The following is a 20,493-nucleotide window of genomic DNA, read 5'->3' as shown; positions in this document are numbered from 1 at the left end:
CGGGGGCTCCGGCCAGGTGTGGCTTTGGGCTGCCCGTCAGGCTGGCGCCCCTGCTGGGATACCCTTCATCCGCAGGTCCGATGGGCTTCCTCAACGCATGCCTAAGGCCATCAGCCCAGAAGGCCTTCCACCTGTTCGATCAATGCCTGGGCTGTAGCGCACCAGGCCGTGCGATCCAGGCTGAGTTCTTCCGGTTCGTCGTCGTAGCGGTACTGCACAGCGAAAGAGGTGAAGGCACGGAGGGGTAGGAGCGGTTTGATCTCGATGCCGGCCTCTTGCAAAAGCAACAACAGGCGGGAGATGTCGTGCGTCGACGGAGGAGTGTTGCCGAGGTGGTGCAACCAGGCTTTGAGGGTCTTCTCCAGACATTGCTGCGCTGCCCAGCCCCAACTGGCTTCCTCCACCTCTGGATCCAGAAGACGGCGGGCCATCCTGAGGTCGCGGCGGGCGATGCGCAGCAGACGCAGCGCTTCAGGCCTGGCCATCGAGCCGAACACCCTCTCGTAGGGCCTCGTACACCAGAGAGCCTGGCTCCTTGGCTCGGCGGGACACTTCGCTGCTCGAGTGGAGCACCAGGTCGACCGACAGATCCGGCTGGGCCACGGCACCCCAGAGGTCAGCGAGCAGCGCAAAGCGATCGCGTTGCGCCAGCCAGGCATCAGGCACGGTGATCAGCAGGTCCACATCGGAGTCGGCCCGGCCATCTCCGCGGGCCCTGGATCCGAACAGCCGCACATCAGCAGCAGGGATGAGCTGGTGAATGCCGGCAACCATGCCCGCCAACCTCTGCTCAATCGATTTTGAGGCTGTCGTGGAGGTCATGACTCCATTCTGACGGCCACTGGGTGCGCCCGGTAGCAGGCACACCATCGCTGCGGTCTGAATGAACGCGCGCAGGCGTTCGTCGGTGGGGGAGGGGTGCATGGGCGCATCCTCGCTGGGGTGTGACGGGGGTGGCACTGATTCCTTGAGGCCCCCTCTTCGGTTGGCCATGCCGGCACCCCTCAGACCGGCCTTTGCTCACCAGCACACCGCCAGCCTTACGTGTCTATACTCTGCTTCAGGTTGAAACATGGTTTTGCGATGGCTTCTGGCCTCACTGCCGCCACCGGGGCCGCCCTGCTCGGAGCCGATGCCCGCCTGCTCGCTCAGGAATACCGCCGCGTACTCGCGCCGCCAGGATCGGCATCTTCGGCGCCGCTGCGGCTTGGCTTTCGCGAGCTCCTCTACTTCCAGGTGGTGAGCAGCCTGAGTGCCGAGGGCCTGCAGCTTTCCCCTGCCCAGAAGCGGGAGGTGTTCCGTGTGCTCACCGTGAAGCCCCAGCGACAGGTTGCCCAGGGGGAGTGGTCCCGTGGCCGCGGTGAGCTGCGCAAGACAGGTGCTGTTCCCTTCAGTTTCGACCTCAGCGGCGTGAGCCGGGACCTGCGTTATCGCTACCGGCTCCATAGACGGCCCGATGCTCTGGTGGAGAGCGATCCGGCCATCTGCTCAGGGCAGCCTGTGTTCCGGGGCACCAGGATTCCCGTGGCCGTGGTTGTGGAGCAGCTGCGCTCCGGCGTCAGCCGCAGCGAGCTGGAAGCAGACTTTCCCCATCTCAGCCACCAGGCCCTCGATTACGCGGAGATCCAGGCGCGCCTGCCCAAGCCTCCCGGCCGCCCTCGGCGCCCCCTCAACCTGCAACGCGGCTGAAGGGCCATGCCTTGAGACTGTTGATCGACGAATATCTCAGTCCTCGCTTGGCCCGCTGGGCCTGTGAACAGGGAATTCCGGCAGAGGCGGCCGTGCATGTTGGTCTTGCTGGCGCCAAGGATGAGGAGGTCTTCGCCCATGCCCTGGCCCGCGATCAGATTGTGGTCACGGTGAACGTGGGCGATTTCATTCGCTTGGCCGCCACCATGGAGGTGCACCCCGGCGTGATCGCGCTCAGGGAAGCTGGCTTGAGTGCGGAACAGCAGTGGCTCCGGGTCCAATCAGCACTACAGCTGATCCAACACGGGAACTACACTGACCTGATCAATCGCGTGCTTGAGATCCAATACGAAGCTGTGCACGTGTGGCATGAGATTCCTGCCAGCTGAGTCAATGAATAGCGGTGCAACTCTGAGACCAGCAGTGGCCATGGCTTGTCTGCATTTCAGCGGAAGCCGAGCGCCTGCAGGTTGTTGATGTCCTCGGAGCCGCTCTGGTTTCTGGGGATGATGGGGTCCACCTCCAGGGCGCACTGGTGCGGGATTCGCTAAGCAACAGCCCGCGCCGCAGCATTCGCAGCGGCCCCGGGCGCGGAAGGCGACCAGGCGCTGGCGGCAGAGGGCCAGAAGCTTCGCGCTCGGCGTCGCTCAGCTGCTTGCGCCGATAAGGCTGTTGGTGCCGTTGCCGTAGACGTTGATGCCGTTGCCGGTGAGCGGTCGATCTGGGTCACGTTCTCACCGAGGATCCTGCGGGCCACGTCCTGCACTGGGGCTGGGCTGCGGCGGCCGAGCAGTTCCATGAGCATCAGCGGCTGATAGATATGGCTCATGCGCATCCGCCGCGTCACGTAGTCGCGCAGGCGTTCGTAGGTGGGGGAGGGGGCAGGGGGCATGGGCGCATCCTCACTGGGTGAGACGGGGGTGGCACTGGTGAAGGAGAAGCTCCGTCGCCATGGCATCCCCACCTATCCCTTTGGGCCATCTCTGGAATCGTGCAAATGATCGACGCCTCGCTGTGGTGCTTGAGGGCTCCAGACCCCGCCCGCTCAGTTCTTTGGGCGTGGGTAGCACGCGCGCTAACATGGGGCCATCCTTTCGCGTCGAGTACTACAGCCCCAGGATTCGGGACGAGATGGAGGCCTGGCCCGTAGACCTCCTGGCCCGCTGCGATGAGCTGCTACAGCAACGGGCGAGTGATCACCGTGCTCCATACCTTCATCAAGAAGACACAGAAAACACCCAGGCGTGAGCTCGCAACCGCTCGCCAACGTCTCAAAGAGGTCAAACGCTATGGCTGAACTCCCCTACGAACCCGTCCTCCGCGATCGCAAGGCCGAACGCGCCAGGGTCGAGCAGATTCCTGGGTATGTGGCTGCCAGGCAGGACGCCGCCGTTGAGTTTCGCCTCCTGCGGCAGCTCCTCGATGCCCGCAAGCAGGCAGGACTCACCCAGGAGGAGGTCGCGCTGCGCATGGGCACCACGCGTAGCGCCATCAGCCGGCTGGAGGGTTCCCACAAGCATCTGCCCGCCCTCTCCACCCTGCGCCGCTACGCCGCTGCGCTCGGCTGCGACCTGGAACTCAACCTCGTGCCCCGCCCAGCCAGCCGCGACACCCTGGCCTGAAAGGCTTGAGCTGCAGCAGCTCGTCGCGCTCGGCGTCGCTCAGCTCAACTGCTTCTCTTCGAGAAGGCTTCGCCTACGCAGAAGCCTTCGGCTACGCCACCCAACAGGCGGTCGTGGTCATGGGCATAGCTGGTCACGCCGTTGACGGTGAGCACCCGCCCCACCATCCGCTTCACCCGCTGCGCGTAGGTGGCGATCTGGTTCACGTCTTCCCCCAAGATTCGGCGGGCTATGTCCTGCGTGGGGCTGGGCTGGCTGTTGCTTGGCAAATCAGCGGCCCAGCAGTTCTATGAGCATCAGCGGTTGGTAGATGGGGCTCATGCGCATGCGCCGCATCACGTAATCGCGCAGGCGTTCGTAGGTGGGGGAGGGGTGCATGGCAGACCCGATCAAGCTGATGGCCTCTGAGACCGCCCAACTCAAGGCTTGGAGCGTTGACGCCAGAGCTTTGGGTCGCGGCCGCAATGAAGCACGGCCAGCACCACGATGCTGCCCTGCTCGGGAACCGGCAGGTAGATGACGCCGTACGGGAAGCGCCGGATCAGGGCTCGGCGGGTGCCGTGGTAGCCCGCGGAGCAGGCCTCAGGGTTGCTGCGTATGCGCCCGGAGGGCCAGGCGCACCTGATCCAGAAAGTGCTGGCCCAGGCCCTGCTCCTGAGCTTCGTACCAGCGAGCCGCAGCCTCGAGATCAAGCCGGGCTTCCGGGCGGAGCCGCAGCACCATGCTCAGAGGGACTGCTCCAGGGCGTTCAGCACCTCATCGGCATCAAGGCCGGGGTTGCCGTCCGCCAGGAAGCTCTCCAGCCGTTGATCGATCAGCTGCCGATCGGCCTCCGTGAGTTCAGGGCCGATCTGCTCAGAGTCGATCGAGTCCCACAGGCTTTGCACCAGCTCCAGCCGTTGCGCCAGGGGCAGGGTCAGCAGGTCATTCACCACATGCCGTGCCGGCAGGGCCGGGGACCAGATGTTTTCACGGTAGCGGGGGCCTGCAGACGCGTCGCCCTCGCAGCCCCAGCGCTTTTACGGCAGCACCTTGCCCACCATCCGATTTCCAGAATCCGCCGGGCCGCGTCGTGCACCGGGGCACGGGCAAGTTTGTTGTTGAGCGGCCCGTCAGGCCATCGCCCTTGCTGGGATCCCTTCTGGAGTGGGCGCGTGGCGGCTGCAGCCAACCCGGCTCCGGGAGTGGTTGTGCCGCCCCAGCCAGCCCTAGGATGTGTACACATTTGGCGGGAGGAAGGCGTGGCGACCCGTATTGGCATCCGTGAACTCAGGACCCGGCTGGCCTCCCATCTGGAATCGTCCACGCCGATTGAGGTGACCCGCCATGGCCGCACCATTGGCCTCTACGTGCCCTTGCCCCTGCAAGGCAACCTGAGTGATCGGGACAAGGTGTTGGAGGCGGGCCGGCTGATGCAGGCTGAACTGGAGGATCTCGGCCTCAGCGAAGACGAGCTCAGTGCCGACGTCAAGGCCTGGCGGCAAGGTCACTGTGACCAGCCAACGGCTTGAGTGAGGTTCCCCCAGGATCCGGCGGGTCACGTCCTGCGCGGGGGCCGGGCATGGTGGAATCTTCGCTGGGGTGTTACGGGGGTGGCACTGGTAGGGGAGACGCCTCCACTGTGATGCCATGCCCTCCTTCATGCTCTCGGCCAAGCCCTGCGGGACGCCTCTTCGCCGTCTGTGTGCGTCAGTTGTACTAACATCGTTCAGTCGCTCCAGCAGGGGAGTTATCGCCATGGCTGCCATCGGGTCTTCACCTCCCCCCCGCTCGGCCCGGCTCGGCCTCCGCGCCACGCCGGAACAGGAAGCCGTGCTGCGCCGTGCCGCCGAGGTGACCCACAAGTCGCTCACCGACTTCATCCTCGACAGTGCCTGCCTCGCTGCCGAGCAGACGCTCCTGGATCAGCGCCTGTTCATGGTTTCCGGCTCGCAGGCTCAGGCCCTGATCGATCTGCTGGAGCGTCCCGACCAGGCCAACGAGGGTCTGCGTGATCTGTTCGCCAGGCAGGCACCCTGGGATGCCCAGTGATCTGGCGGCCGCCGGAGCCGCTGGCCGTCCAGCACCGGTTGGAAGGCTTTGATTGCGGCAAGCCCACACTCAATCACTGGCTCTTGCACCACGCCCGCCAGGCGCAGACCGGTGGCTCGGCCAGAACGTTCGTCGTTGCCGACGAGGAGACCCGGGTCGCCGGCTACTACAGCCTCACCGTGGGCCAGGTCGACACTGTGGAGGCGCCAGAGCGGATTCGTCAGGGAATGGGGCGATTTCCACTGCCTGTGGTCATCCTGGCCAGGCTCGCCGTGTCAGGCGAGAACCATGGACGTGGTCTTGGTCTCGGGATGCTTCAGGACACGATCCGTCGTACGCTGGTGATCGCCGAGCAGGCCGGAATTCGGGCAATCCTGACCCATCCCATCGACGAAGACGCGGCCCGCTTTTACACCCGGTTCGGATTCATCCCATCGCCGCTGCGCCAGCAGCAACTGCTTCTGCTGCTCAAGGATGCAAGAAAGATCCTCCGATGAGCATGGGGGCCTCCTGGCGGCCTGAGACGGGGGTGGCATTGGTAGGGAAGAAGCTTTGCTGGCTTGGCCTCGACCCCTCCCATTGCTTTGTCAGCCTTGGAGCGTGCCTACGATGGGTTTTCAGCCGTCCGTGGTGGCGATGACTCCCATGTCTGACCTCCTTCAACTGCCCCAGAGCGAACGGCTGGCCCTGGCCATCGCCCTCTGGGACAGCCTGAATGACGAGGCCCGAGATGGAGCGCTACCACTTGATTCCGCCCTCTGCTCTGAGCTGGATCGGCGTTGGTCGGCTCATCTCAACAACCCTGGCGGCGCGGTGGCCTGGGATGAGGTGCGCAGCCAGCTCGGCCTTGGATGACGCTCCTTGCAGTGCGCTTCCTGCCGGAGGCGGTGGAGGACCTGCTGGAAACCCAGCGCTGGTACGGCAGGCGTGAGCCGGCGCTGGCCAGCGACTTTGCCGAAACCGTTGCTGCTGGGGTGGAGCGCATTCGCCACAGTCCCCAATCCTTCCCCTTGATTCACGGCCAGATCCGGAGGCATGTGCTGAGTCGATTCCCCTATGCCCTCTACTTCCGCGAGCAGGGCGCTGAAATCCTCGTGCTCGCCCTGCACGGCCGCCAGGATCCCCAGCGCTGGCAGCAGCGCACCTGAATGGGCGTTGCCGGGCAATGAAGGCAGGGGACGGGTTGTTACGGGGCTTGGTAATGGAAATGACGAGGTCCCGCTGCTGTTTCAACAGCTCCACCGCGGCGTTCCACTCCGGCTGGTGCAGCACCAACCCATTGGCCCCATGGCGCCGCGGGATCACCAGGCTGTGGCCGTAGCTGGCCTGCAGGCCGCGGAAGTCAGTGCGATCCGTGTCGCACTTGCCGGCATTGCTGGGCATTGCTGGGGATGATGTGATTCACCTCCAGGGCGTACTCGTGCTTGTGCGCGCCGCAGCATTCGCAGCGGCCACGGGCGCGGAAGGCATCAAGGCGCTGGCGGCAGAGGTCCAGAAGCTCGTCGCGCTCATCGTCACTCAGCTCGCTTGCGCCGATAAGGCTGTAGGTGCCGTTGCCGTAGACGGTGATGCCGTTGCCGGTGAGCGGTCGGTCTGGGTCACGTTCTCCCCCCGAATCCTGGAGGTCGACACCGTGAAGACCGTGCTGGCCCAAGCGGAGCTGCTGATACACCGATGGTACTTGCGGTTACTGCAGCCCCAGCCCCTTGGCAACCCGCGCCGTCTTCTCTTTCACCGGCTTTCCCGGCGACCCGGAGCGCCACGTTGACCTCCATCACGACGGCTATCCCACTGGAGCCGCCTGGCGCTTTGCGGCAGCCCTGCGCGAAAACCCTGAACCCGCCTCCTTCCTCGCCGCCTTCATGAGCTCCCAGCCCAGGGCGGAGCCAATCCAGTGCCCAGAGCGGGCCGCCGATGCCGAGTACCGCTACCGGGTGCAGCTGCTCCCCGGAACCGATCCCCATCTACACGTGCAGTGCTGGCGACAGATCCCAGGAGTTAGCAGCTGGAATCCCCGTTGCGGACCCATGCCGTTGGTGGCCTTCATCCAGCGCTTTCTGCCCGGTGATCCGCTTTCATCAAGGTGTGGCTGGCGGAGCGGCTGGAGCAGCGGACGTCTGCTTGAGGCCAGAGCAGCGCCTTTTATCCAGAAGGATGAGGCCGCACCGAAACGGCATCAATCCGCGTGCGGTCCAACCCGGCCTCGGATGTGGGTCTGGCGCCCCAGACCGTTCGCCCGGACAGGAGCAGCATTCCCTCTACCACTGCAAGACTGGTGCAACTGGAGGCGTCCATGCGGGAAATTCTTTTCGTGGTGGAGGAAGCTGAGGACGGTTCCTTCCGGGCCAGCGCAGCCGGTGCCGCGATCCACACCGAGGCCGAGACCCTTGAGGAGCTCCACCGGGAGATCCGCGACGCCGTTGTCTGCCATTTCGATCCGGGCCAGGCGCCGCCCCTGAACCTCCTCCATCACGTGAGGCAGGAACTGCTGGCCCTGTGAGGATTCCGCGGGACGTCAACGGCCAGCTTCTGGCTGATCGCCTGCGGCGGATCTTCAAGGACGTGGCCGCTCAGGTGGGCTGCTCGATCGACGAGCTGATCGACAGCCTGGACCTTTGAGTGCTCGGCCGTGGGGCCGCTCTTTTGGGCCGTGGGGATGACATCGGCGGCTGCCTGGTCACCACCGATCAGCGGGTCTTGCCCATCCGCTTCACGCGCTTGGAAGCATGGGGGCACCCAGGCTGGAGTGTGACGGGGGTCGCACTGGTGGGGGAGAAGCCCATACCAGGCGCCATGCCTTTGCTTGCCCCCTCAGCCAGGGCGACGGAACTAATGTGTAGGCACCTCTCAAGGAGGTCACACATGGCCACGAATCTCGCTCTCGATCAGGATCTGCTCGATCACGCCTTCCGCGTGAGCGGTGAGCCCACCAAAAAGGCCGCCGTGACCCGTGCCCTTCAGGAGTTCATCGCGCGCCGGGAGCAGCGCCAGGTTGCCGAGCTCTTCGGCAAGCTCGAGTGGGACCCCGGCTACGACGTCAAGGCCGAACGGGAACGCCAGCGGTGAGTCTGCTGGTCGACACCTCTGTCTGGTCGCTGGCCTTTCGCCGTGATGGTCAGCCCGGCGCGCCTGAGGTGGGCGCCCTTCGTGCTGCTCTTCAGGGTGCTGAGCAGGTCTTCACCACCGGATTGGTCCTCCAGGAGGTGCTGCAGGGCTTTGCCGGCCCCAAAAACCGAGACCAGCTGGTGGAGCGCCTTTCCGCCCTCGCTTTCCTCCAGCCCGACAAGCAGGACCACATTGCAGCAGCCGAAATCCGCAATGCCTGCCGCCGCCGGGGTATCCAGATCGGCACTATCGATGCCCTGCTCATCCAACTCTGCCAGCGCTACGAGCTGACGCTGCTGACAACCGACAAGGACTTACAGGCAGCCTCTCAGCAGGTGGAGTTTCGGTTATGGGGAATGGCGTGAGGGTCGCCCTTTCGCTGGGGTGTGACGGGGGTGGCACTTGTGGGGGAGAAGCCCTGGCGGGTTGCCTACGGTGTATCAACTCAAGGCAGCAGAGACTGTGCGTACGTTTTCCGCCGTCATCGAGCGCTGTGCAGACACGGGGATGCTTGTGGGCTACGTCCCTGGCTTCCCCGGCGCTCACAGCCAGGGGGAGACCCTCGATGAACTGCAGGCCAACCTCCAGGAGGTGATCGCCATGCTCCTTGAGGACGGCGAGCCGGCCCTGGAGAGCGACTTCGTGGGCCTGCAGCAGATCGTGGTGCCGGCCTGATCGTGGGTTCAACCCCCGTCCTCAAGTCCTCTGAGGTGGCGGAGATCCTTCGGAAACTGGGCTTCGATTTGGTTCTTCAACGAGGCTCCCATCTGCAGTTTCGTAATCCTCGCGGCCGCAACACCACTGTTCCAGTCCATAAGGGACGTGACATTTCTCCTCCGCTGCTCCGCCAGATCGCCAAGGACATCGGCATGACCCTGGAGGAGTTCCTCAGCCACCGCTGAGCACCTTGCCCACCATGCGCTTCCCAGGATCCGGCGGGCCACATCCTGCGCCGGGGCGGGGCTGGCTGTTGCATGGCAAATCAATGGCCCAGCAGATCCAACCGCTGCGCGAAAACCTTCGGCTACAGCATCAGCGGCTTGTCGATGGGGCTCATGCGCATCCACTCGGCGATGGTCAGCCGCGGGCGCAGGAAGCCAACAGAGAGGCTGAAGGCCATGCAGTGATGGTCCATGCGTGCGGTGTATGGTGTATACACCAGGAGGTTGGCCATGCAGCGGACCCAGATCTACCTGTCGGAGCCGGAGCGGCAAGGGCTTCTGGCCCTGGCCCAACGCAGCGGACGCAGCCAGAGCGCCCTGATCCGTGAAGCCATCGATCGCTTTCTGGATAACAACCAGCCTCAAGAGCGGCTGGCCAGGCTTCGAGCGGGAAGGGGCCTCTGGGCAGCCGGACCTGGTCCGCTGGATGGGCTGACGTTGCGCCAGGAACTTGATCGCATCCCCCCTGAAGGCGGCTGATGGCGTCCGCCGCGAATGGCTTGCTCGTGATCGACACGGATGTCCTGATCGACTATCTCCGCGATCAGCCCCTGGCGGTGGTGTTCCTGGAAGGCTGCGATCAGCCCTTGGCGGTCTCTGTGGTGTCGATCGCTGAGCTCTATGTAGGTGTGCGCGAGGGGGAGGAGCGCCAGCGGTTGGATGCCTTTGTGTCGGCCTTCTCGGTGCTCCCGCTTGAGAAAGAGGCGGCCATCCAGGCGGGGCTGTTGCGCCGTCAGTACGGCCGCAGCCACGGCACGGGCCTCGCGGATGCCCTGATTGCCGCGAGTGTGCAGGCTGCCGGAGCAACTCTGGCCACGCTCAATCGGCGCCATTTCCCGATGCTGGCCACTGTGCTGGTTCCCTATGCGAAGGAAGGGTGATCCTGAGTAGGCCCTGAGCCGCTGCCGCTGGGGCAACGCCAGGGGCATGGGCGCATCCTCGCTGAGGTTGGACGGGGTGGCACTGATTGAGAAGCTCCGGCGATCTCCTGGCCCACGAATGCTCCCCCCATGCAGACCAGGCGGTTGTCGAGAAGGCCAAGATCTGCGACGACCTGCTTCACCATGGGCGGACCGGAGTGGTTGAGCAGATCGAGAGCAGCGCCTACGGGATGAGAGTTATGATCAAGGCTAGATTAGAAGGCCCTAATGGAACTTCAAAGCAGTTCCGCACAAGCTTAAACCAACCAACCCAGCTGATTTCCGATCACTCCAATCAGCCAAGGCTCATCACCGCATTTCCGGAGTAAGTCATGTTTGCCTTGCACCAGACTGTTGCTCTCACCCAGAACATTCCCGAGACTGGTTTTCAATCGGGCGATCTCTGTGCTGTCGTTGCCATTCACGATCCTGAAACCTATGAGGTTGAGTTTGTCGCCGCATCCGGACGCACGCAACCCCTACTGACGCTTTCATCAGCCAGCCTTCGAGCGATTGGTGCTCACGATCTGATCACTGTGCGTTCATTGGCTACGGCCAATCCCTGAGATTCGGCCTCGCTCAGCTCCTCGCTGCCCAGGATCCGCCGGGGCACGTCCTGCGCTGGGGCGGGGGCATGTTGTTGGGCGGCCCGTCAGGCTGACGTGACCCGTGCCCTTCAGGAGTTCATCGCGCGCCGGGAACAGCGCCAGGTTGCCGAGCTCTTCGGCAAGCTCGAGTGGGATCCCGGCTACGACGTCAAGGCCGAACGTGATCGCCAGCGGTGAGCCTGCTGGTCGACACCTCTGTATGGTCGCTGGCTTTTCGCCGTGATGGCCTTTCTTCAGCCCGATAAGCAGGATCACATCCCAGCCGCCGACATCCGCAAGGCCTGCCGCCGCCGGGGTGACCAGATCGGCACGATTGATGCCCTGCTCATCCAGCTTTGCCAGCGCTACGACCTGACGCTGCTCACAACGGATCAAGACTTTCAGGCGGCTTCTCAGCACGTGGATGTCCGGTTATGGGCGTGAGCAGCACTCGCCGCGGCCCCGGGCCCGGAAGGTGTCGAGGCGCTGGCGGCAGGGCTGCAGCAGCTCATCGCGCTCGGCGTCGCTCAGTGGTGATGCGTTGCCGGTGAGCAATCGATCTGGATCACGTTCTCGCCGAGGATCCTGCGGGCCACGTCCTGCACTGGGGCGGGGCTGGGGCGTCCGAGCAGTTCCTGGAGCATCAGCGGCTGATCGATGGGGCTCTGCGCCTGCGCCCGGCGATGAACGTGCGCAGGCGCTGGTAGGTGGCAGAGGGGTGCGGGGCCATGCAGTCAGAGTGGCCAGCTCTCGCAGCGTGGGCTGGTGGCGAGCAGCAGAATGGGAGTCATTGATCCATCCAAGCCACCCACTCTTCAGCGGCTCAGGCAGTTGGCGCCCGAGTTGCTCGCTCTCACAGCCGCCCACGGTGGCCGGGATCTTCGTGTCTTCGGCTCCGTGATCCGCGGCGCGGCAGGGCTGCAGAGCGACGTGGATCTGCTTGTGGATTTCCCCTCCAGCCCCAGTTTTGAGCAGTACATGGACCTCAAGCTGGCCCTGGAAGACCTGCTCAGCGCCCGGGTGGACCTGGTGACCCGCCGCGGTCTTCGCCCTGAGTTGCGGCAGCGGATTGAGCAGGAGACCGTTCCTCTTGCCTGAGCGTCCACAAGCGCGTGACTAGGCCCTGAGGTGCTTTGGCGGCGAATCGCCGGCCTCCGTTATGTGCTGGCTCATGCCTATGTCGGCCTCGAAGGCAACATCATCTGGCAGATCGTTTCCGAGAGCATTCCAGCCCTGCCGATCACATGGCTGAGCGGCAGTGGCGTGCATCACACCGGTGGTCATGCTCTCAGCCCTCAGCAGCAGCCATGAAGCGCACCGGCCCCGGGTACGCCGCCAGCTGGCTGTCGGCCGTGATCAGCAGCAGCCCGTCGGCGGTGGCCTGGGCCAGCAGCAACCGGTCAAACGGGTCGCGGTGCAGCGGCGGCAGCTGGGCCACCGCCAGGGCATGACGCGCTTCGATGGGCAGCTCCTGCCAGCCCCCGTCCAGCAGGGTTCGGCGCAGCACCGCAGGCTGCACGTGGAAATCAGGCCGTCCCAGGGCCTGCTTGATCACCAGCTCCCACAGGCTGGCAACGCTGAACACCGGGGTGTTGAGCGGGTCTTCCAGCATCGTTGCCAAACCAGCGGGAAGCCGATCGGGCGATCCCATCGCCCACACCAGCAGGTGGGTATCCAGCAGCAGATCCATGGCTTCTCAGCCGCCCGGCTGGAGGCCTTCGAACAGATCGGCGATCTCAGCGGCTGCCATCCGGTCGAAGTCGTCGGGCACCGCGCACTGGCCCTGCAGCAGTCCCAGGCGTCGCCGCTTGGGAGCTGCGTTGCTGGCGTCATCCAGTGCGGTGACGCGCACCATTGGCCGGCCGGCCTTACAGATCACGAACGCCTCGCCCGCCGCCGCTTCCTCCACCAGCCGGGAGAGGTGGGTCTTGGCGTCGTGCATGTTCACCTGACGCATGGCCACCTCCTCTGGATTGAGTTCAACCAGCTTAGTCGACCCGATACGTCCTGGCGCCCCTCTCGCCACAGGCCGAGCGCCTGGATGAACGGGCAGACAGCACAGCGGCGCTCTTAGCCGTTGGAGGGGTGAGGGGGCATGGGGGGGGCTCACGGGCGGGGGTGTTACAGGCGTGGCACGTGTAGAGCGTGCTTCCTGCGCTCGTTGGCCATGCCCAAGGTGCAGCACGGTGATTGGCTTGGATCCCTTCAGGAGCTTGGAGGCCCTGCGTCTGCAGTGGGTCGACTCCATCGCCGTTTGCGGCGCTACAGGCTCAACCCAGAACATCAACCTAATCTCCAGAGAGCGATACCGTGCAAGACATTTAACGTCTGCGCGAGCTTTTCGACCTGGTGGCGCACCACGGCACCACCACGGCGGCAGACATTGGTACCCACATCGAAAACAGCGGCATCGGTGCCGACGATTTTCGCCTGGCCACCACCATGGCCTTGCTGCAGAAGCTGGGCGATCAACCGATCGACTTCGAGCAGTTCGCGGCGATCGTGGGCGATGAGCTGTTGATGCTGAATCGCGCCTTCAGGCGCCAGCTGGTCATTCCCGACTGGCAGGAGTTCTGCTCCGACATCGAAACGGTGTACCGCCATGTGGCAACGGACAGAAGTGGCAGCAACGCCGACTACATCCCGATACTGCGCGATGCCGATTCCGAGCGGTGGGGCGTGGCCGTCTGCAGCGTTGACGGCCAGCGCATGGGCCTGGGCGATGTTGATGTCTATCACTCGATTCAATACACAAGATCGGCTGAGAATCATTTAATCCATCCAGAATGAACGGAGCCATACGGCTGAATCGTTACGAACGGCTCTATCGCAAGAGATCGCGCTCATTGAGAACTCAAGGGCGAAATAGACTCAATGCACTTCAGAACCGCATCGGCCGCTGCTGCCTGGTCGCCACCGATCAGCTTGTCTCGCCCATCCGCTTCAAGCGTTTGGGGACATGGGGGCATCCTCGTTGGGGTGTGACGGGGGTGCCACCGGTGGAGGAGAAGCTCACTCGCCATGTCTCCCCCCCAGCCCCCTTCCGATGGAATCGCTGTGATTCCTGTGGGTGCTCTGGGGCCCTGAGGCGGCAGGTGAGCGATGCGGGCAGAGCAGATGAAGTGTCCCCTCTGGCACAGTCACCTGGCTACCTGGCGTGCGGGTCACCCGCATCGACGATCCCGGTGAATACCCGGATCGGTATAACTGAGAACCCAGCCATTCCAGACCTATGGGCGACAAATATCAGATCCAGCGCGATGACGGTGTGAAGGACGGCATCGCCGGCCAGGTGTTCGCCAGCTACGACGAGGCCTACGCCGTGGTGGAACGGTATTACGCAGACATCTGCTGCTCCGACGATCGGGAGTACTACCGGATCGTTTCGGTCACTGGGTCAGGTTCGGGAGCCTGAACGCTCCCGGAAACGGCAGCCCATCGCAATGCCGAGCCCTTGCTGACTGCAAGCAGAAGCACCCAATGGAGCACGGACGGACACCTTCAAGGCCGACCAGGAATGTTTGCGCCAGCGCGACCAGCAGATCACCTCATGACCCTGCTGCTCGACACCAGCGGATCTCTGCCAGCTGGCGATTCCCCTGGGCCAGACCTGCAGAAAGAACGGTCGCACTGCTTTGAGCCTGGATCTGCCCGTGGTTCAGGCGACGTATGGTGTATTCACAATGAGGTGGATGTTACAACGCATGCAGATCTACCTGTCGGACCCGAAGCGCAGCGTCTGGATGCTTTCGCCGTCAGTACGGCTGTAGCCACCTTGGTCACGCTCAACCGGCGCCACTCCCCGATGCTGGCCAACTTGCTGGTGCCCTATGCGAAAGGGGGTTGAGCCTCCTAAAGCGACGCAGCGTGAGCCGAGGCCGCCGAAGCATGCGAGGCCTGATCGAAGGAGTGCTGGGAGCCGTTGAAATCCTGCCGTGCTCACCAGCATGCGTCTCACCCATGGGAGCTACTGGCTCTGTGCAGCGCTCGGCGCAGGTGAAGAGGCTTGATCCGCCTCCAGCTTGTCTTTGCAGGTTGAGCAGAGCACAGTCCCTTTCTGATCTCGATAGAGGCGCATCGACCGTTCGATCTGCAGGCCGCAGCCTGAACAGGGGAAAAGAGGGCTCATCGGTTGCGGGATTCCTCACTCCATCTAGTGGACCTTGAGTTCCGGAGCCGTCTCATCCATGACCGATGTCCGGCCAGGATCACCGGGTATCAACCTTCCGGTGGGGCCCTGCGCAGAGCCTGCCCCCCAGACTGGCCCAGCACGACCTGCCCAGCGCCCGCGTTGGCCTAGTGATCCGGCACCACACCACCACCATGACCAACTCCGCCCTTCCGCCGATCGCGGGTGATGAAGCCGGGATCCTCGCCCTGATGCAGCAGGCCGGCCCCGTTTTTCTGCCGCGCACCAATCTCAACCTGGCGCAGATCCGCTCAGGCTTCGCCTGCGCCCTGCACATGCACCAGCCCACGATTCCCGCCGGGGCGAATGGCGAGCTGATATCGCATCTGCAGTACATGTTTGAGCACCCCGGCGAGGGGGACAACCACAACGCCGAAGCATTTGCCCACTGCTACAAGCGCCTCGCTGAGATCCTTCCCCAGCTGATTCGAGATGGCTGCAACCCACGGATCATGCTGGATTATTCAGGCAACCTGCTCTGGGGTTTTGAGCAGATGGGCCGCCACGACATCCTCAATGCCCTGAAACTTCTCGCCTGCGATCCCAGCCTGCAACCCCACGTTGAATGGCTCGGCAGCTTCTGGAGCCATGCCGTGGCACCCTCCACGCCGATTCCCGATCTCAGGCTGCAGATCCTGGCCTGGCAGCACCATTTCGCAGCCCTCTTCGGCCCTGAGGCGCTGCAACGGGTGAAGGGTTTCTCACCGCCTGAAATGCACCTGCCCAACCACCCCGACACCCTCTATGCATTGGTGAAGGCTCTCAGGGAATGCGGCTACCAGTGGCTGCTGGTGCAGGAGCACAGCGTGGAGAACATCGATGGCTCCAGCCTCAGCCAGGCGCAGAAGTACATCCCCAACCAACTCGTGGCGTGCAACTCCAGCGGTGAGTTGGTGAGTATCACGGCGTTGATCAAAACCCAGGGCTCCGATACCAAGCTGGTGGGCCAGATGCAGCCCTGCTACGAAGCACTCGGGCTGGGCCGCCAAGTGCTGGGAGACACCACGATCCCCTCGCTTGTGTCGCAGATTGCCGATGGAGAAAATGGCGGCGTGATGATGAATGAATTCCCATCCGCCTTCATCCAGGCCCATCAGAAAATCGCCGCCCAGGTCACTGATTCGGCCACTGATTCAGGCGGCGATCCAGGCACTGTGGCGATCAACGGCACCGAATATCTGGAGTTGCTGGGAGCCGCCGGGGTCAGCCCAGCTGATTACCCAGAGATTCAGGCGGTTCAGCAACACAAGCTCTGGGAGGCCGTTGACCGCCAGACCAACGGCAACCCACCCACCCCGGCGGCCACCGAAGCAGCCATCGCCGCACTCCAGGCAGGTGATCCCCACTTCTCGATGGCGGGAGCGTCCTGGACCAACAACCTCAGCTGGGTGGAGGGATACGGCAACGTGCTGGAGCCGATGAACCGCCTCAGCGCCCATTTCCACCAGGTGTTTGATCCCCTGGTGGCGCAGGATCCCGCCGTCACCACAACCCCGCGCTACCAGGAAGCCCTGCTCCATCTGCTGCTGCTGGAAACCAGCTGCTTCCGCTACTGGGGCCAGGGGGCCTGGACCGGCTACGCCAGCGAGATTCACAGGCACGGTGAGGCCGCGATCGGTTAGTTAGTCAGCCCAGGTCTTGAAACCGGCGTGGATCACCGGCTCGATGGGGTGGCACCGGGCGCCTGATCGATCAGCGCCTGGCACTGGTGCTCGTTCCAGCCCTCACCGCGCCAGCGCTCACCCAGGGCGCCACTGATGGCACTCACCAGCAACAGGGCTGGCAACAACGCCGGATCGCCCTGCAGGGTGAACACGAACGCCGCGCAGAACAGCGGGCTGCCGTGGGCACTGGCGAACAGGGCGGTGGCGCCGACCGCCGCCAGCTGGGCCAGCTCAGTGGCGCCCAGGCCGGCGTGGGACCGCAGGGGGCTGGTGAGGAGCGCACCGAGGGTCATGCTGTCGTGCATCAGGCCACCGGGAGCACCCGCCGCCAGGCTGAGCACGGTGGCCAGGGTTCGCCACAGCAGGGTGAGCGAAGGCCCGCCATCCCCCCCGGCCAGGGCCGATCCCAGTGACAGGGATCCATCGTTGAGGCTGAGGCCGCCGCTGGCGAGCGCCAGCAGTGTGAGCAGGCCGGCCAGCAGCAATGCCCCGCCCAGGCGCCGGCGCGCCAGCAGCCGCTTCACCCAGGCTGCCGCCGGGATCAGCAGCCGCACCAGCAGGGCGCCAGCGGCTGCACCCACCAGGGTCAGCAGCATGGCCCAGCCCCACAGGGCCGGCGCGAGGCCGCCCAGCTCCAGGCCCGGCAGGCGAGCCGGTTGTCCCATCGCCGTTGCCACCACGCTGCCGCTGCCCGCCAGCAGCAGCGCGGGCAGCACCAGGGACAGTCCACTGCGTTGCCCAAGCTCCTCCAGGCCATAGGCCACCGCCAGCAGGGGTGAACGGAAGGCCGCGCCCAGCCCGGCGGCTCCGCCGATCACGGCCACCAGACTGGAGGGAAGCTGGGCCAGGGGGGTGCAGCCGGGCCAGCGTCGCCGGGTCGCCAGCAGCACACTGGCTCCGAGGGCCACCGAAGGGGACTCCACTCCAACCGTTAGTCCACCCAGATGGGTGAGCAGCATCAACGGCAGCCGCTGCAACTGGCTGGCCAGGCTCAGCTTCTCCAGCCAGTGCGCTTCCGCCTCGGGGGGAACCTGCCGGCCGGAGCGATCCAGGGCCAGCAGCGGGGCGACGCCGCCGCCTCTGCCGGCCGCCAACGGACCCCAGGCAAGCCAGATCAGAAGCGCGCTGGCCGCGAACACGAGCACGGCTCCCAGGCCAGGCGGCAGCCCCTGAGCGATGCCGCCATGGCCACCCTCCAGACCAGGCAGCGGCCACAGCCAGCGCTGCAGCCGAAAGCCCAGTTCGGAGAGCGCCTGGTACGGCCACTGCAACAGCCCCATCACCAGGCCCAGCAGCAGCCAGACGACAAGAACAGCCACGGGCACCGCAGGATCAGGCCCCAGCGAAGCAGCAGACGACGCCAAGCGCCCGCGGGCTGCGCGAACAGTGATAGCCCTGCAGTCCTGGAGCTGGAGCCGCCTGCTACCAGCTCCCCCAGCTCCAGATCAGACCCTGGACGACATAAAAACCCCCTGCTGCCAGCAGAACCAGGGCACTGACGCGGCTGAGCGTGGCTCCATGGCGCAGCAGCAGCCTTGAGGTGCCAAGCAGGCCGGCCCAGAGGCTGGTGGCGGCGATCACGGCGGTGTAACCCAGGGCGTAACTCACCATTGTGACCACCGACAACAGGACCGAGCCGGTGCCGGCCGCAGCGGCGAGCACCGAGAACAGCACCGGACTGGCACAAGGGGAGCTGACCAGAGCGAATCCCATCCCCACCAGGAACGGGCCACCGGCCGGAGGCAGTTCGGGCAGGCGGGGCAGCCGCAGGGGGAGCCAGCCCGCCAGATTCAGGCCCATCACCAGGATGAGCAGTCCCACCCCCAGATGGACCGGGCCGCGGTGGTCAACCACCACGGCTGCGGCGAACGAGGCGACCAGGCCGAACAGGCTCAGCACCACGACGGTGCCGGCCACGAATCCAGCCACCCTGACGAAGGCCTGACGCCGGCTGAGCGGCCCGAGCGTGCCGATGTAACTGAGGTTCAACGGCAGCATCGCCAGCAGGCAGGGCGACACGCTGGCCAGCAGCCCACCAGCGAAAGCCGCCAGCGGAATCAGAAACGGGGGGGTAGCGCCCCAGGCCTCGAACCGTTCGGCGTAGGCCTGCGAAGTCGACAGGATCGCCTGATCCAGTTGAGCGCCGATCTGCGGCAGCCAGTGCAAAGCCAGCCCTGCCAGCAGGGTCACCACGGCCAGGAGCACCAGAATCGCCGGTCTTTGCCTGCGCAGGGCAGATCGGCTCATCGCTTGAGCATCGATTGAACCTTGCTGATCGCCTTGCTATAGGCGCTCGCATCTGTGCTGGCCCGGAAGGTCTGCGCCGTGGAGCCGGTGGCAGGGTTGATCACGGCCACCAGCGAGGTCTGGCTGCGGTTGGCCTCCAGGAAGGCGCTGAGGCCGAGCGCCCGGGCCCGTTCGCGCGAGGCCTTCAGGGTGGCGGCATCGGACACATCGAAGGTCACGAAGGTGGCCTTGCCGGCCTTGCTTTGCTGCAGGGAACTCAGGGTCGGCGCAATCGTGCGGCAGGCCGGGCACCAGCTGGCATAGATATCGACAACGACGGGTTTGCCCTGCAGGGAAGGGGCGAGGGCACCTCCCTGCTTCTGGGCCACCCATCCGCCTGAGACAGGCAGGTCGATGGACAGGGGGCTTCCGAGAGCGAGCAGCAGAGCGGCGAGGGGCAAGGACATCGCGGTAAAGAGTGCGAACGCCTGATCTACCGGCGAACCCTTGCGCTGGATTGCCGGGGCTCATCCATTCCCCGACCCCTGCGCGGCGGCGAGCTTGCTGCGGCCGAAGGCGACCATGGCGAATCCGGTGATGTTCATCCAGAGGCTGTAGATCGCAGCCGGCACGGCCATGTCGATGTTGTTCAGCAGGCCGGCCGTGATCGCGATCGCGAGCGTGCCGTTCTGGATGCCCACCTCGATGGCGATGCTGAGCCGCTGGGCGAGGGGCAGGCCCAGCTGGCGGGCCGAGAGGAAGCCGGCCGCCGTTCCCAGCAGATTCAGCACGACCACCGCCGCGCCCACCTGGGCGATGAAGCCGGGCAGTTTGCCGGCTTCCTTGATCACCAGCAGCAGGATGATCAACGCCAGCAGACCTGCCGCCAGCCGCCCCATCTGCTTCTCCAGCCTCAGCGCTGCGGCGGTGAACCGCTGCCGGATCCCCATGCCGATGGCCGTCGGCACCAGGGTGATCAGCACGATTCGCAGCATCGTCGGCACCACAGGCAGGCTGATCTCCGCGCCGGATCCCATCAGCGTCTGCAAGGCCAGATTGGCGAGCACGGGGATCGTGAACACCGTCACCACGCTGCTGATCGCCGTGAGCGTCACCGACAGGGCCACATCCCCCTTCGCCAGGTAGGTGATCAGGTTGGAGGAGGGGCCGCCGGGGCAGATCGCCACGATCACCAGACCGACCGCCAGCGCAGGTTCCATCGGCCAGAGCCAGGCCAGCAGGCCGCCGATCAGCGGCAGCACCACGATCTGACAGAAACTGCCCAGCGCCACGGCCCGCGGATAGCGGCTGATGCGCCGGAAGTCCTCCGGCACCAGGCTCAGCCCCATCCCCAGCATCACGATGGCCAGGGCGACGGGCAGCAGAACAGTCGTCAGCAAGCTGTTCTGCATCGGTGCCCAGCAACGGTGCGGACAAGATCGCATTGATCCTGTCTGCCGGCTCTGCAGGCCCCACTCCAGGCTGCCGAACCGCTGCTGCGCTGCGGGGCTGTCATCCT

41 protein-coding genes are annotated in these 20,493 nt (G+C 64.9%); 26 read left to right on the top strand and 15 right to left on the bottom strand.

Going from position 1 to position 20,493, the window contains the following annotated elements:
* Positions 1–110: 110 nt before the first annotated feature.
* The gene (locus KBY93_RS08600; RefSeq protein WP_255093895.1) at positions 111–485 is read right to left on the bottom strand and encodes a HEPN domain-containing protein; all 375 of its coding nucleotides are present in this window, start codon (positions 483–485) and stop codon (positions 111–113) included.
* Positions 472–822 (bottom strand): nucleotidyltransferase domain-containing protein, encoded by a 351-nt coding sequence (locus KBY93_RS08595; RefSeq protein WP_255093893.1) that lies wholly within the window; start codon positions 820–822, stop codon positions 472–474. Before KBY93_RS08595 ends, KBY93_RS08600 begins: the two co-directional genes overlap by 14 nt.
* Before the next feature lie 261 nt (positions 823–1,083).
* On the opposite strand from KBY93_RS08595, the gene KBY93_RS08590 reads away from it, so the two are divergent.
* Together KBY93_RS08590 and KBY93_RS08585 are read left to right on the top strand one after the other, a co-directional pair.
* Positions 1,084–1,689, top strand: a complete 606-nt coding sequence (locus KBY93_RS08590; protein WP_255093892.1) for a DUF433 domain-containing protein — start codon at positions 1,084–1,086, stop codon at positions 1,687–1,689.
* 11 nt (positions 1,690–1,700) lie between these two features.
* Positions 1,701–2,078 carry a DUF5615 family PIN-like protein gene (locus tag KBY93_RS08585; protein ID WP_315856400.1) on the top strand — a complete coding sequence of 126 codons (378 nt, stop codon included), beginning with the start codon at positions 1,701–1,703 and terminating at the stop codon, positions 2,076–2,078.
* Positions 2,079–2,134: 56 nt separating this feature from the next.
* Here the strand turns inward: KBY93_RS08585 and KBY93_RS16270 are convergent, their stop codons facing one another.
* Both KBY93_RS16270 and KBY93_RS08580 read right to left on the bottom strand, forming a co-directional pair.
* The gene (locus KBY93_RS16270) at positions 2,135–2,209 is read right to left on the bottom strand and encodes a hypothetical protein (RefSeq protein ID WP_399222869.1); all 75 of its coding nucleotides are present in this window, start codon (positions 2,207–2,209) and stop codon (positions 2,135–2,137) included.
* Between the two features lie 27 nt (positions 2,210–2,236).
* On the bottom strand, positions 2,237–2,581 hold the full coding sequence (locus tag KBY93_RS08580) for a hypothetical protein (protein ID WP_255093891.1): 345 nt from the start codon (positions 2,579–2,581) through the stop codon (positions 2,237–2,239).
* 276 nt (positions 2,582–2,857) lie between these two features.
* Here KBY93_RS08580 and KBY93_RS08575 point away from each other — a divergent pair, with 276 nt between their 5' ends.
* On the top strand, positions 2,858–2,986 hold the full coding sequence (locus KBY93_RS08575) for a type II toxin-antitoxin system RelE/ParE family toxin (RefSeq protein WP_255093890.1): 129 nt from the start codon (positions 2,858–2,860) through the stop codon (positions 2,984–2,986).
* Positions 2,979–3,311 (top strand): helix-turn-helix transcriptional regulator, encoded by a 333-nt coding sequence (locus KBY93_RS08570; RefSeq protein ID WP_255093889.1) that lies wholly within the window; start codon positions 2,979–2,981, stop codon positions 3,309–3,311. Before KBY93_RS08575 ends, KBY93_RS08570 begins: the two co-directional genes overlap by 8 nt.
* 44 nt (positions 3,312–3,355) lie before the next feature.
* Here KBY93_RS08570 and KBY93_RS08565 read toward each other — a convergent pair whose 3' ends face one another.
* The 3 genes from KBY93_RS08565 to KBY93_RS08555 form a co-directional block, all read right to left on the bottom strand.
* A complete protein-coding gene (locus KBY93_RS08565; RefSeq protein WP_255093888.1) occupies positions 3,356–3,529 on the bottom strand; it encodes a hypothetical protein in 174 nt (57 codons plus the stop codon).
* Between the two features lie 364 nt (positions 3,530–3,893).
* Complete coding sequence (locus KBY93_RS08560) at positions 3,894–4,034, bottom strand: hypothetical protein (protein WP_255093887.1); 141 nt, start codon at positions 4,032–4,034, stop codon at positions 3,894–3,896.
* 2 nt (positions 4,035–4,036) lie between these two features.
* On the bottom strand, positions 4,037–4,243 hold the full coding sequence (locus KBY93_RS08555; RefSeq protein ID WP_255093886.1) for an addiction module protein: 207 nt from the start codon (positions 4,241–4,243) through the stop codon (positions 4,037–4,039).
* A 309-nt stretch (positions 4,244–4,552) separates the two neighbouring features.
* Here KBY93_RS08555 and KBY93_RS08550 point away from each other — a divergent pair, with 309 nt between their 5' ends.
* From KBY93_RS08550 to KBY93_RS08530, 5 genes are all read left to right on the top strand, one after another.
* Positions 4,553–4,822, top strand: a complete 270-nt coding sequence (locus tag KBY93_RS08550; protein ID WP_255093885.1) for a prevent-host-death protein — start codon at positions 4,553–4,555, stop codon at positions 4,820–4,822.
* Positions 4,823–5,048: 226 nt separating this feature from the next.
* Entirely contained in the window at positions 5,049–5,342 is a 294-nt protein-coding gene (locus KBY93_RS08545) for a DUF1778 domain-containing protein (RefSeq protein WP_255093884.1), read from the top strand.
* A 38-nt stretch (positions 5,343–5,380) separates the two neighbouring features.
* Complete coding sequence (locus KBY93_RS08540) at positions 5,381–5,839, top strand: GNAT family N-acetyltransferase (protein WP_255093883.1); 459 nt, start codon at positions 5,381–5,383, stop codon at positions 5,837–5,839.
* A 148-nt stretch (positions 5,840–5,987) separates the two neighbouring features.
* On the top strand, positions 5,988–6,197 hold the full coding sequence (locus KBY93_RS08535) for an addiction module protein (RefSeq protein WP_255093882.1): 210 nt from the start codon (positions 5,988–5,990) through the stop codon (positions 6,195–6,197).
* Positions 6,194–6,490 (top strand): type II toxin-antitoxin system RelE/ParE family toxin, encoded by a 297-nt coding sequence (locus tag KBY93_RS08530; protein ID WP_255093881.1) that lies wholly within the window; start codon positions 6,194–6,196, stop codon positions 6,488–6,490. The genes KBY93_RS08535 and KBY93_RS08530 overlap by 4 nt, the downstream gene beginning before the upstream one ends.
* 194 nt (positions 6,491–6,684) lie before the next feature.
* On the opposite strand, the gene KBY93_RS08525 is transcribed toward KBY93_RS08530, so the two are convergent.
* Positions 6,685–7,014, bottom strand: a complete 330-nt coding sequence (locus KBY93_RS08525) for an HNH endonuclease signature motif containing protein (protein ID WP_255093880.1) — start codon at positions 7,012–7,014, stop codon at positions 6,685–6,687.
* Between the two features lie 621 nt (positions 7,015–7,635).
* Between KBY93_RS08525 and KBY93_RS08520 the strand changes: the two genes are divergently transcribed.
* The 6 genes from KBY93_RS08520 to KBY93_RS08495 all read left to right on the top strand — a co-directional run bounded on the left by KBY93_RS08520 (position 7,636) and on the right by KBY93_RS08495 (position 9,349).
* Positions 7,636–7,842 carry a 2-oxoisovalerate dehydrogenase gene (locus KBY93_RS08520; protein ID WP_255093879.1) on the top strand — a complete coding sequence of 69 codons (207 nt, stop codon included), beginning with the start codon at positions 7,636–7,638 and terminating at the stop codon, positions 7,840–7,842.
* Positions 7,839–7,961, top strand: coding sequence for a hypothetical protein (locus KBY93_RS08515; protein WP_255093878.1), 123 nt, complete (start codon positions 7,839–7,841; stop codon positions 7,959–7,961). The genes KBY93_RS08520 and KBY93_RS08515 overlap by 4 nt, the downstream gene beginning before the upstream one ends.
* A 243-nt stretch (positions 7,962–8,204) precedes the next feature.
* Positions 8,205–8,408 carry a type II toxin-antitoxin system VapB family antitoxin gene (locus tag KBY93_RS08510; protein ID WP_254978430.1) on the top strand — a complete coding sequence of 68 codons (204 nt, stop codon included), beginning with the start codon at positions 8,205–8,207 and terminating at the stop codon, positions 8,406–8,408.
* Positions 8,405–8,812: a PIN domain-containing protein gene (locus tag KBY93_RS08505; RefSeq protein WP_255093877.1), complete on the top strand. Its 408-nt coding sequence runs from the start codon at positions 8,405–8,407 to the stop codon at positions 8,810–8,812. The genes KBY93_RS08510 and KBY93_RS08505 overlap by 4 nt, the downstream gene beginning before the upstream one ends.
* Positions 8,813–8,909: 97 nt before the next feature.
* Complete coding sequence (locus KBY93_RS08500; RefSeq protein WP_255093876.1) at positions 8,910–9,122, top strand: type II toxin-antitoxin system HicB family antitoxin; 213 nt, start codon at positions 8,910–8,912, stop codon at positions 9,120–9,122.
* Positions 9,123–9,124: 2 nt separating this feature from the next.
* Positions 9,125–9,349, top strand: coding sequence for a type II toxin-antitoxin system HicA family toxin (locus KBY93_RS08495; protein ID WP_255093875.1), 225 nt, complete (start codon positions 9,125–9,127; stop codon positions 9,347–9,349).
* A 122-nt stretch (positions 9,350–9,471) separates the two neighbouring features.
* Here KBY93_RS08495 and KBY93_RS08490 read toward each other — a convergent pair whose 3' ends face one another.
* Complete coding sequence (locus KBY93_RS08490; protein WP_255093874.1) at positions 9,472–9,621, bottom strand: hypothetical protein; 150 nt, start codon at positions 9,619–9,621, stop codon at positions 9,472–9,474.
* Between KBY93_RS08490 and KBY93_RS08485 the strand changes: the two genes are divergently transcribed.
* The 7 genes from KBY93_RS08485 (at position 9,620) to KBY93_RS08455 (ending at position 12,206) form a co-directional block, all read left to right on the top strand.
* Positions 9,620–9,868, top strand: a complete 249-nt coding sequence (locus tag KBY93_RS08485) for a CopG family transcriptional regulator (protein ID WP_255093873.1) — start codon at positions 9,620–9,622, stop codon at positions 9,866–9,868. The genes KBY93_RS08490 and KBY93_RS08485 overlap by 2 nt on opposite strands.
* Positions 9,868–10,269 (top strand): type II toxin-antitoxin system VapC family toxin, encoded by a 402-nt coding sequence (locus tag KBY93_RS08480; RefSeq protein WP_255093872.1) that lies wholly within the window; start codon positions 9,868–9,870, stop codon positions 10,267–10,269. Before KBY93_RS08485 ends, KBY93_RS08480 begins: the two co-directional genes overlap by 1 nt.
* Before the next feature lie 371 nt (positions 10,270–10,640).
* Complete coding sequence (locus KBY93_RS08475) at positions 10,641–10,874, top strand: DUF4926 domain-containing protein (protein WP_255093871.1); 234 nt, start codon at positions 10,641–10,643, stop codon at positions 10,872–10,874.
* Between the two features lie 96 nt (positions 10,875–10,970).
* A complete protein-coding gene (locus KBY93_RS08470) occupies positions 10,971–11,093 on the top strand; it encodes a hypothetical protein (protein ID WP_255093870.1) in 123 nt (40 codons plus the stop codon).
* Positions 11,094–11,138: 45 nt separating this feature from the next.
* Positions 11,139–11,339: a PIN domain-containing protein gene (locus tag KBY93_RS08465; protein ID WP_255093869.1), complete on the top strand. Its 201-nt coding sequence runs from the start codon at positions 11,139–11,141 to the stop codon at positions 11,337–11,339.
* A 399-nt stretch (positions 11,340–11,738) separates the two neighbouring features.
* Positions 11,739–11,993, top strand: coding sequence for a nucleotidyltransferase family protein (locus KBY93_RS08460; RefSeq protein ID WP_255093865.1), 255 nt, complete (start codon positions 11,739–11,741; stop codon positions 11,991–11,993).
* Between the two features lie 30 nt (positions 11,994–12,023).
* Complete coding sequence (locus tag KBY93_RS08455) at positions 12,024–12,206, top strand: HepT-like ribonuclease domain-containing protein (RefSeq protein WP_255093864.1); 183 nt, start codon at positions 12,024–12,026, stop codon at positions 12,204–12,206.
* Here the strand turns inward: KBY93_RS08455 and KBY93_RS08450 are convergent.
* Both KBY93_RS08450 and KBY93_RS08445 read right to left on the bottom strand, forming a co-directional pair.
* A complete protein-coding gene (locus KBY93_RS08450; protein ID WP_094555295.1) occupies positions 12,184–12,585 on the bottom strand; it encodes a type II toxin-antitoxin system VapC family toxin in 402 nt (133 codons plus the stop codon). The genes KBY93_RS08455 and KBY93_RS08450 overlap by 23 nt on opposite strands.
* Before the next feature lie 6 nt (positions 12,586–12,591).
* On the bottom strand, positions 12,592–12,852 hold the full coding sequence (locus KBY93_RS08445) for a type II toxin-antitoxin system Phd/YefM family antitoxin (RefSeq protein WP_255093863.1): 261 nt from the start codon (positions 12,850–12,852) through the stop codon (positions 12,592–12,594).
* Positions 12,853–13,244: 392 nt separating this feature from the next.
* Between KBY93_RS08445 and KBY93_RS08440 the strand changes: the two genes are divergently transcribed.
* The 4 genes from KBY93_RS08440 to KBY93_RS08425 all read left to right on the top strand — a co-directional run bounded on the left by KBY93_RS08440 (position 13,245) and on the right by KBY93_RS08425 (position 16,706).
* Positions 13,245–13,685 carry a glutaminase gene (locus KBY93_RS08440; RefSeq protein ID WP_255093862.1) on the top strand — a complete coding sequence of 147 codons (441 nt, stop codon included), beginning with the start codon at positions 13,245–13,247 and terminating at the stop codon, positions 13,683–13,685.
* Between the two features lie 442 nt (positions 13,686–14,127).
* Positions 14,128–14,310, top strand: a complete 183-nt coding sequence (locus KBY93_RS08435; RefSeq protein WP_255093861.1) for a hypothetical protein — start codon at positions 14,128–14,130, stop codon at positions 14,308–14,310.
* Positions 14,311–14,445: 135 nt separating this feature from the next.
* On the top strand, positions 14,446–14,742 hold the full coding sequence (locus tag KBY93_RS08430) for a hypothetical protein (RefSeq protein WP_255093859.1): 297 nt from the start codon (positions 14,446–14,448) through the stop codon (positions 14,740–14,742).
* 476 nt (positions 14,743–15,218) lie between these two features.
* Positions 15,219–16,706, top strand: coding sequence for a glycosyl hydrolase family 57 (locus KBY93_RS08425; RefSeq protein ID WP_255093858.1), 1,488 nt, complete (start codon positions 15,219–15,221; stop codon positions 16,704–16,706).
* Positions 16,707–16,738: 32 nt separating this feature from the next.
* Here KBY93_RS08425 and KBY93_RS08420 read toward each other — a convergent pair whose 3' ends face one another.
* From KBY93_RS08420 to KBY93_RS08405, 4 genes are all read right to left on the bottom strand, one after another.
* Positions 16,739–18,067 (bottom strand): chloride channel protein, encoded by a 1,329-nt coding sequence (locus KBY93_RS08420; RefSeq protein WP_255093856.1) that lies wholly within the window; start codon positions 18,065–18,067, stop codon positions 16,739–16,741.
* A gap of 103 nt (positions 18,068–18,170) precedes the next feature.
* Positions 18,171–18,995: a cytochrome c biogenesis protein CcdA gene (locus KBY93_RS08415; protein WP_255093855.1), complete on the bottom strand. Its 825-nt coding sequence runs from the start codon at positions 18,993–18,995 to the stop codon at positions 18,171–18,173.
* Positions 18,992–19,441 carry a thioredoxin family protein gene (locus tag KBY93_RS08410; RefSeq protein WP_255093853.1) on the bottom strand — a complete coding sequence of 150 codons (450 nt, stop codon included), beginning with the start codon at positions 19,439–19,441 and terminating at the stop codon, positions 18,992–18,994. Before KBY93_RS08410 ends, KBY93_RS08415 begins: the two co-directional genes overlap by 4 nt.
* Positions 19,442–19,501: 60 nt before the next feature.
* The gene (locus tag KBY93_RS08405; RefSeq protein WP_255093852.1) at positions 19,502–20,386 is read right to left on the bottom strand and encodes a bile acid:sodium symporter family protein; all 885 of its coding nucleotides are present in this window, start codon (positions 20,384–20,386) and stop codon (positions 19,502–19,504) included.
* Positions 20,387–20,493 lie beyond the last annotated feature (107 nt).

Source organism: Synechococcus sp. J7-Johnson, assembly GCF_024345795.1.
GTDB lineage: Bacteria > Cyanobacteriota > Cyanobacteriia > PCC-6307 > Cyanobiaceae > Regnicoccus_A.
Note: the sequence above shows the minus strand (reverse complement) of the source record. Positions and strands in the feature narration are given on the sequence as shown.

Coding starts and splice junctions, on each gene's coding strand:
- KBY93_RS08405 (WP_255093852.1), bottom strand. CDS start 20,386: ATGCAGAACAGCTTGCTGACGACTGTTCTGCTGCCCGTCGCCCTGGCC.
- KBY93_RS08490 (WP_255093874.1), bottom strand. CDS start 9,621: ATGGCCAACCTCCTGGTGTATACACCATACACCGCACGCATGGACCAT.
- KBY93_RS08575 (WP_255093890.1), top strand. CDS start 2,858: ATGAGCTGCTACAGCAACGGGCGAGTGATCACCGTGCTCCATACCTTC.
- KBY93_RS08570 (WP_255093889.1), top strand. CDS start 2,979: ATGGCTGAACTCCCCTACGAACCCGTCCTCCGCGATCGCAAGGCCGAA.
- KBY93_RS08445 (WP_255093863.1), bottom strand. CDS start 12,852: ATGCGTCAGGTGAACATGCACGACGCCAAGACCCACCTCTCCCGGCTG.
- KBY93_RS08410 (WP_255093853.1), bottom strand. CDS start 19,441: ATGTCCTTGCCCCTCGCCGCTCTGCTGCTCGCTCTCGGAAGCCCCCTG.
- KBY93_RS08435 (WP_255093861.1), top strand. CDS start 14,128: ATGGGCGACAAATATCAGATCCAGCGCGATGACGGTGTGAAGGACGGC.
- KBY93_RS08485 (WP_255093873.1), top strand. CDS start 9,620: ATGCAGCGGACCCAGATCTACCTGTCGGAGCCGGAGCGGCAAGGGCTT.
- KBY93_RS08560 (WP_255093887.1), bottom strand. CDS start 4,034: ATGGTGCTGCGGCTCCGCCCGGAAGCCCGGCTTGATCTCGAGGCTGCG.
- KBY93_RS08590 (WP_255093892.1), top strand. CDS start 1,084: ATGGCTTCTGGCCTCACTGCCGCCACCGGGGCCGCCCTGCTCGGAGCC.
- KBY93_RS08520 (WP_255093879.1), top strand. CDS start 7,636: ATGCGGGAAATTCTTTTCGTGGTGGAGGAAGCTGAGGACGGTTCCTTC.
- KBY93_RS08510 (WP_254978430.1), top strand. CDS start 8,205: ATGGCCACGAATCTCGCTCTCGATCAGGATCTGCTCGATCACGCCTTC.
- KBY93_RS08545 (WP_255093884.1), top strand. CDS start 5,049: ATGGCTGCCATCGGGTCTTCACCTCCCCCCCGCTCGGCCCGGCTCGGC.
- KBY93_RS08430 (WP_255093859.1), top strand. CDS start 14,446: ATGACCCTGCTGCTCGACACCAGCGGATCTCTGCCAGCTGGCGATTCC.
- KBY93_RS08465 (WP_255093869.1), top strand. CDS start 11,139: ATGGCCTTTCTTCAGCCCGATAAGCAGGATCACATCCCAGCCGCCGAC.
- KBY93_RS08580 (WP_255093891.1), bottom strand. CDS start 2,581: ATGCCCCCTGCCCCCTCCCCCACCTACGAACGCCTGCGCGACTACGTG.
- KBY93_RS08480 (WP_255093872.1), top strand. CDS start 9,868: ATGGCGTCCGCCGCGAATGGCTTGCTCGTGATCGACACGGATGTCCTG.
- KBY93_RS08415 (WP_255093855.1), bottom strand. CDS start 18,995: ATGAGCCGATCTGCCCTGCGCAGGCAAAGACCGGCGATTCTGGTGCTC.
- KBY93_RS08595 (WP_255093893.1), bottom strand. CDS start 822: ATGACCTCCACGACAGCCTCAAAATCGATTGAGCAGAGGTTGGCGGGC.
- KBY93_RS08600 (WP_255093895.1), bottom strand. CDS start 485: ATGGCCAGGCCTGAAGCGCTGCGTCTGCTGCGCATCGCCCGCCGCGAC.
- KBY93_RS08535 (WP_255093882.1), top strand. CDS start 5,988: ATGTCTGACCTCCTTCAACTGCCCCAGAGCGAACGGCTGGCCCTGGCC.
- KBY93_RS08530 (WP_255093881.1), top strand. CDS start 6,194: ATGACGCTCCTTGCAGTGCGCTTCCTGCCGGAGGCGGTGGAGGACCTG.
- KBY93_RS08475 (WP_255093871.1), top strand. CDS start 10,641: ATGTTTGCCTTGCACCAGACTGTTGCTCTCACCCAGAACATTCCCGAG.
- KBY93_RS08450 (WP_094555295.1), bottom strand. CDS start 12,585: ATGGATCTGCTGCTGGATACCCACCTGCTGGTGTGGGCGATGGGATCG.
- KBY93_RS08425 (WP_255093858.1), top strand. CDS start 15,219: ATGACCAACTCCGCCCTTCCGCCGATCGCGGGTGATGAAGCCGGGATC.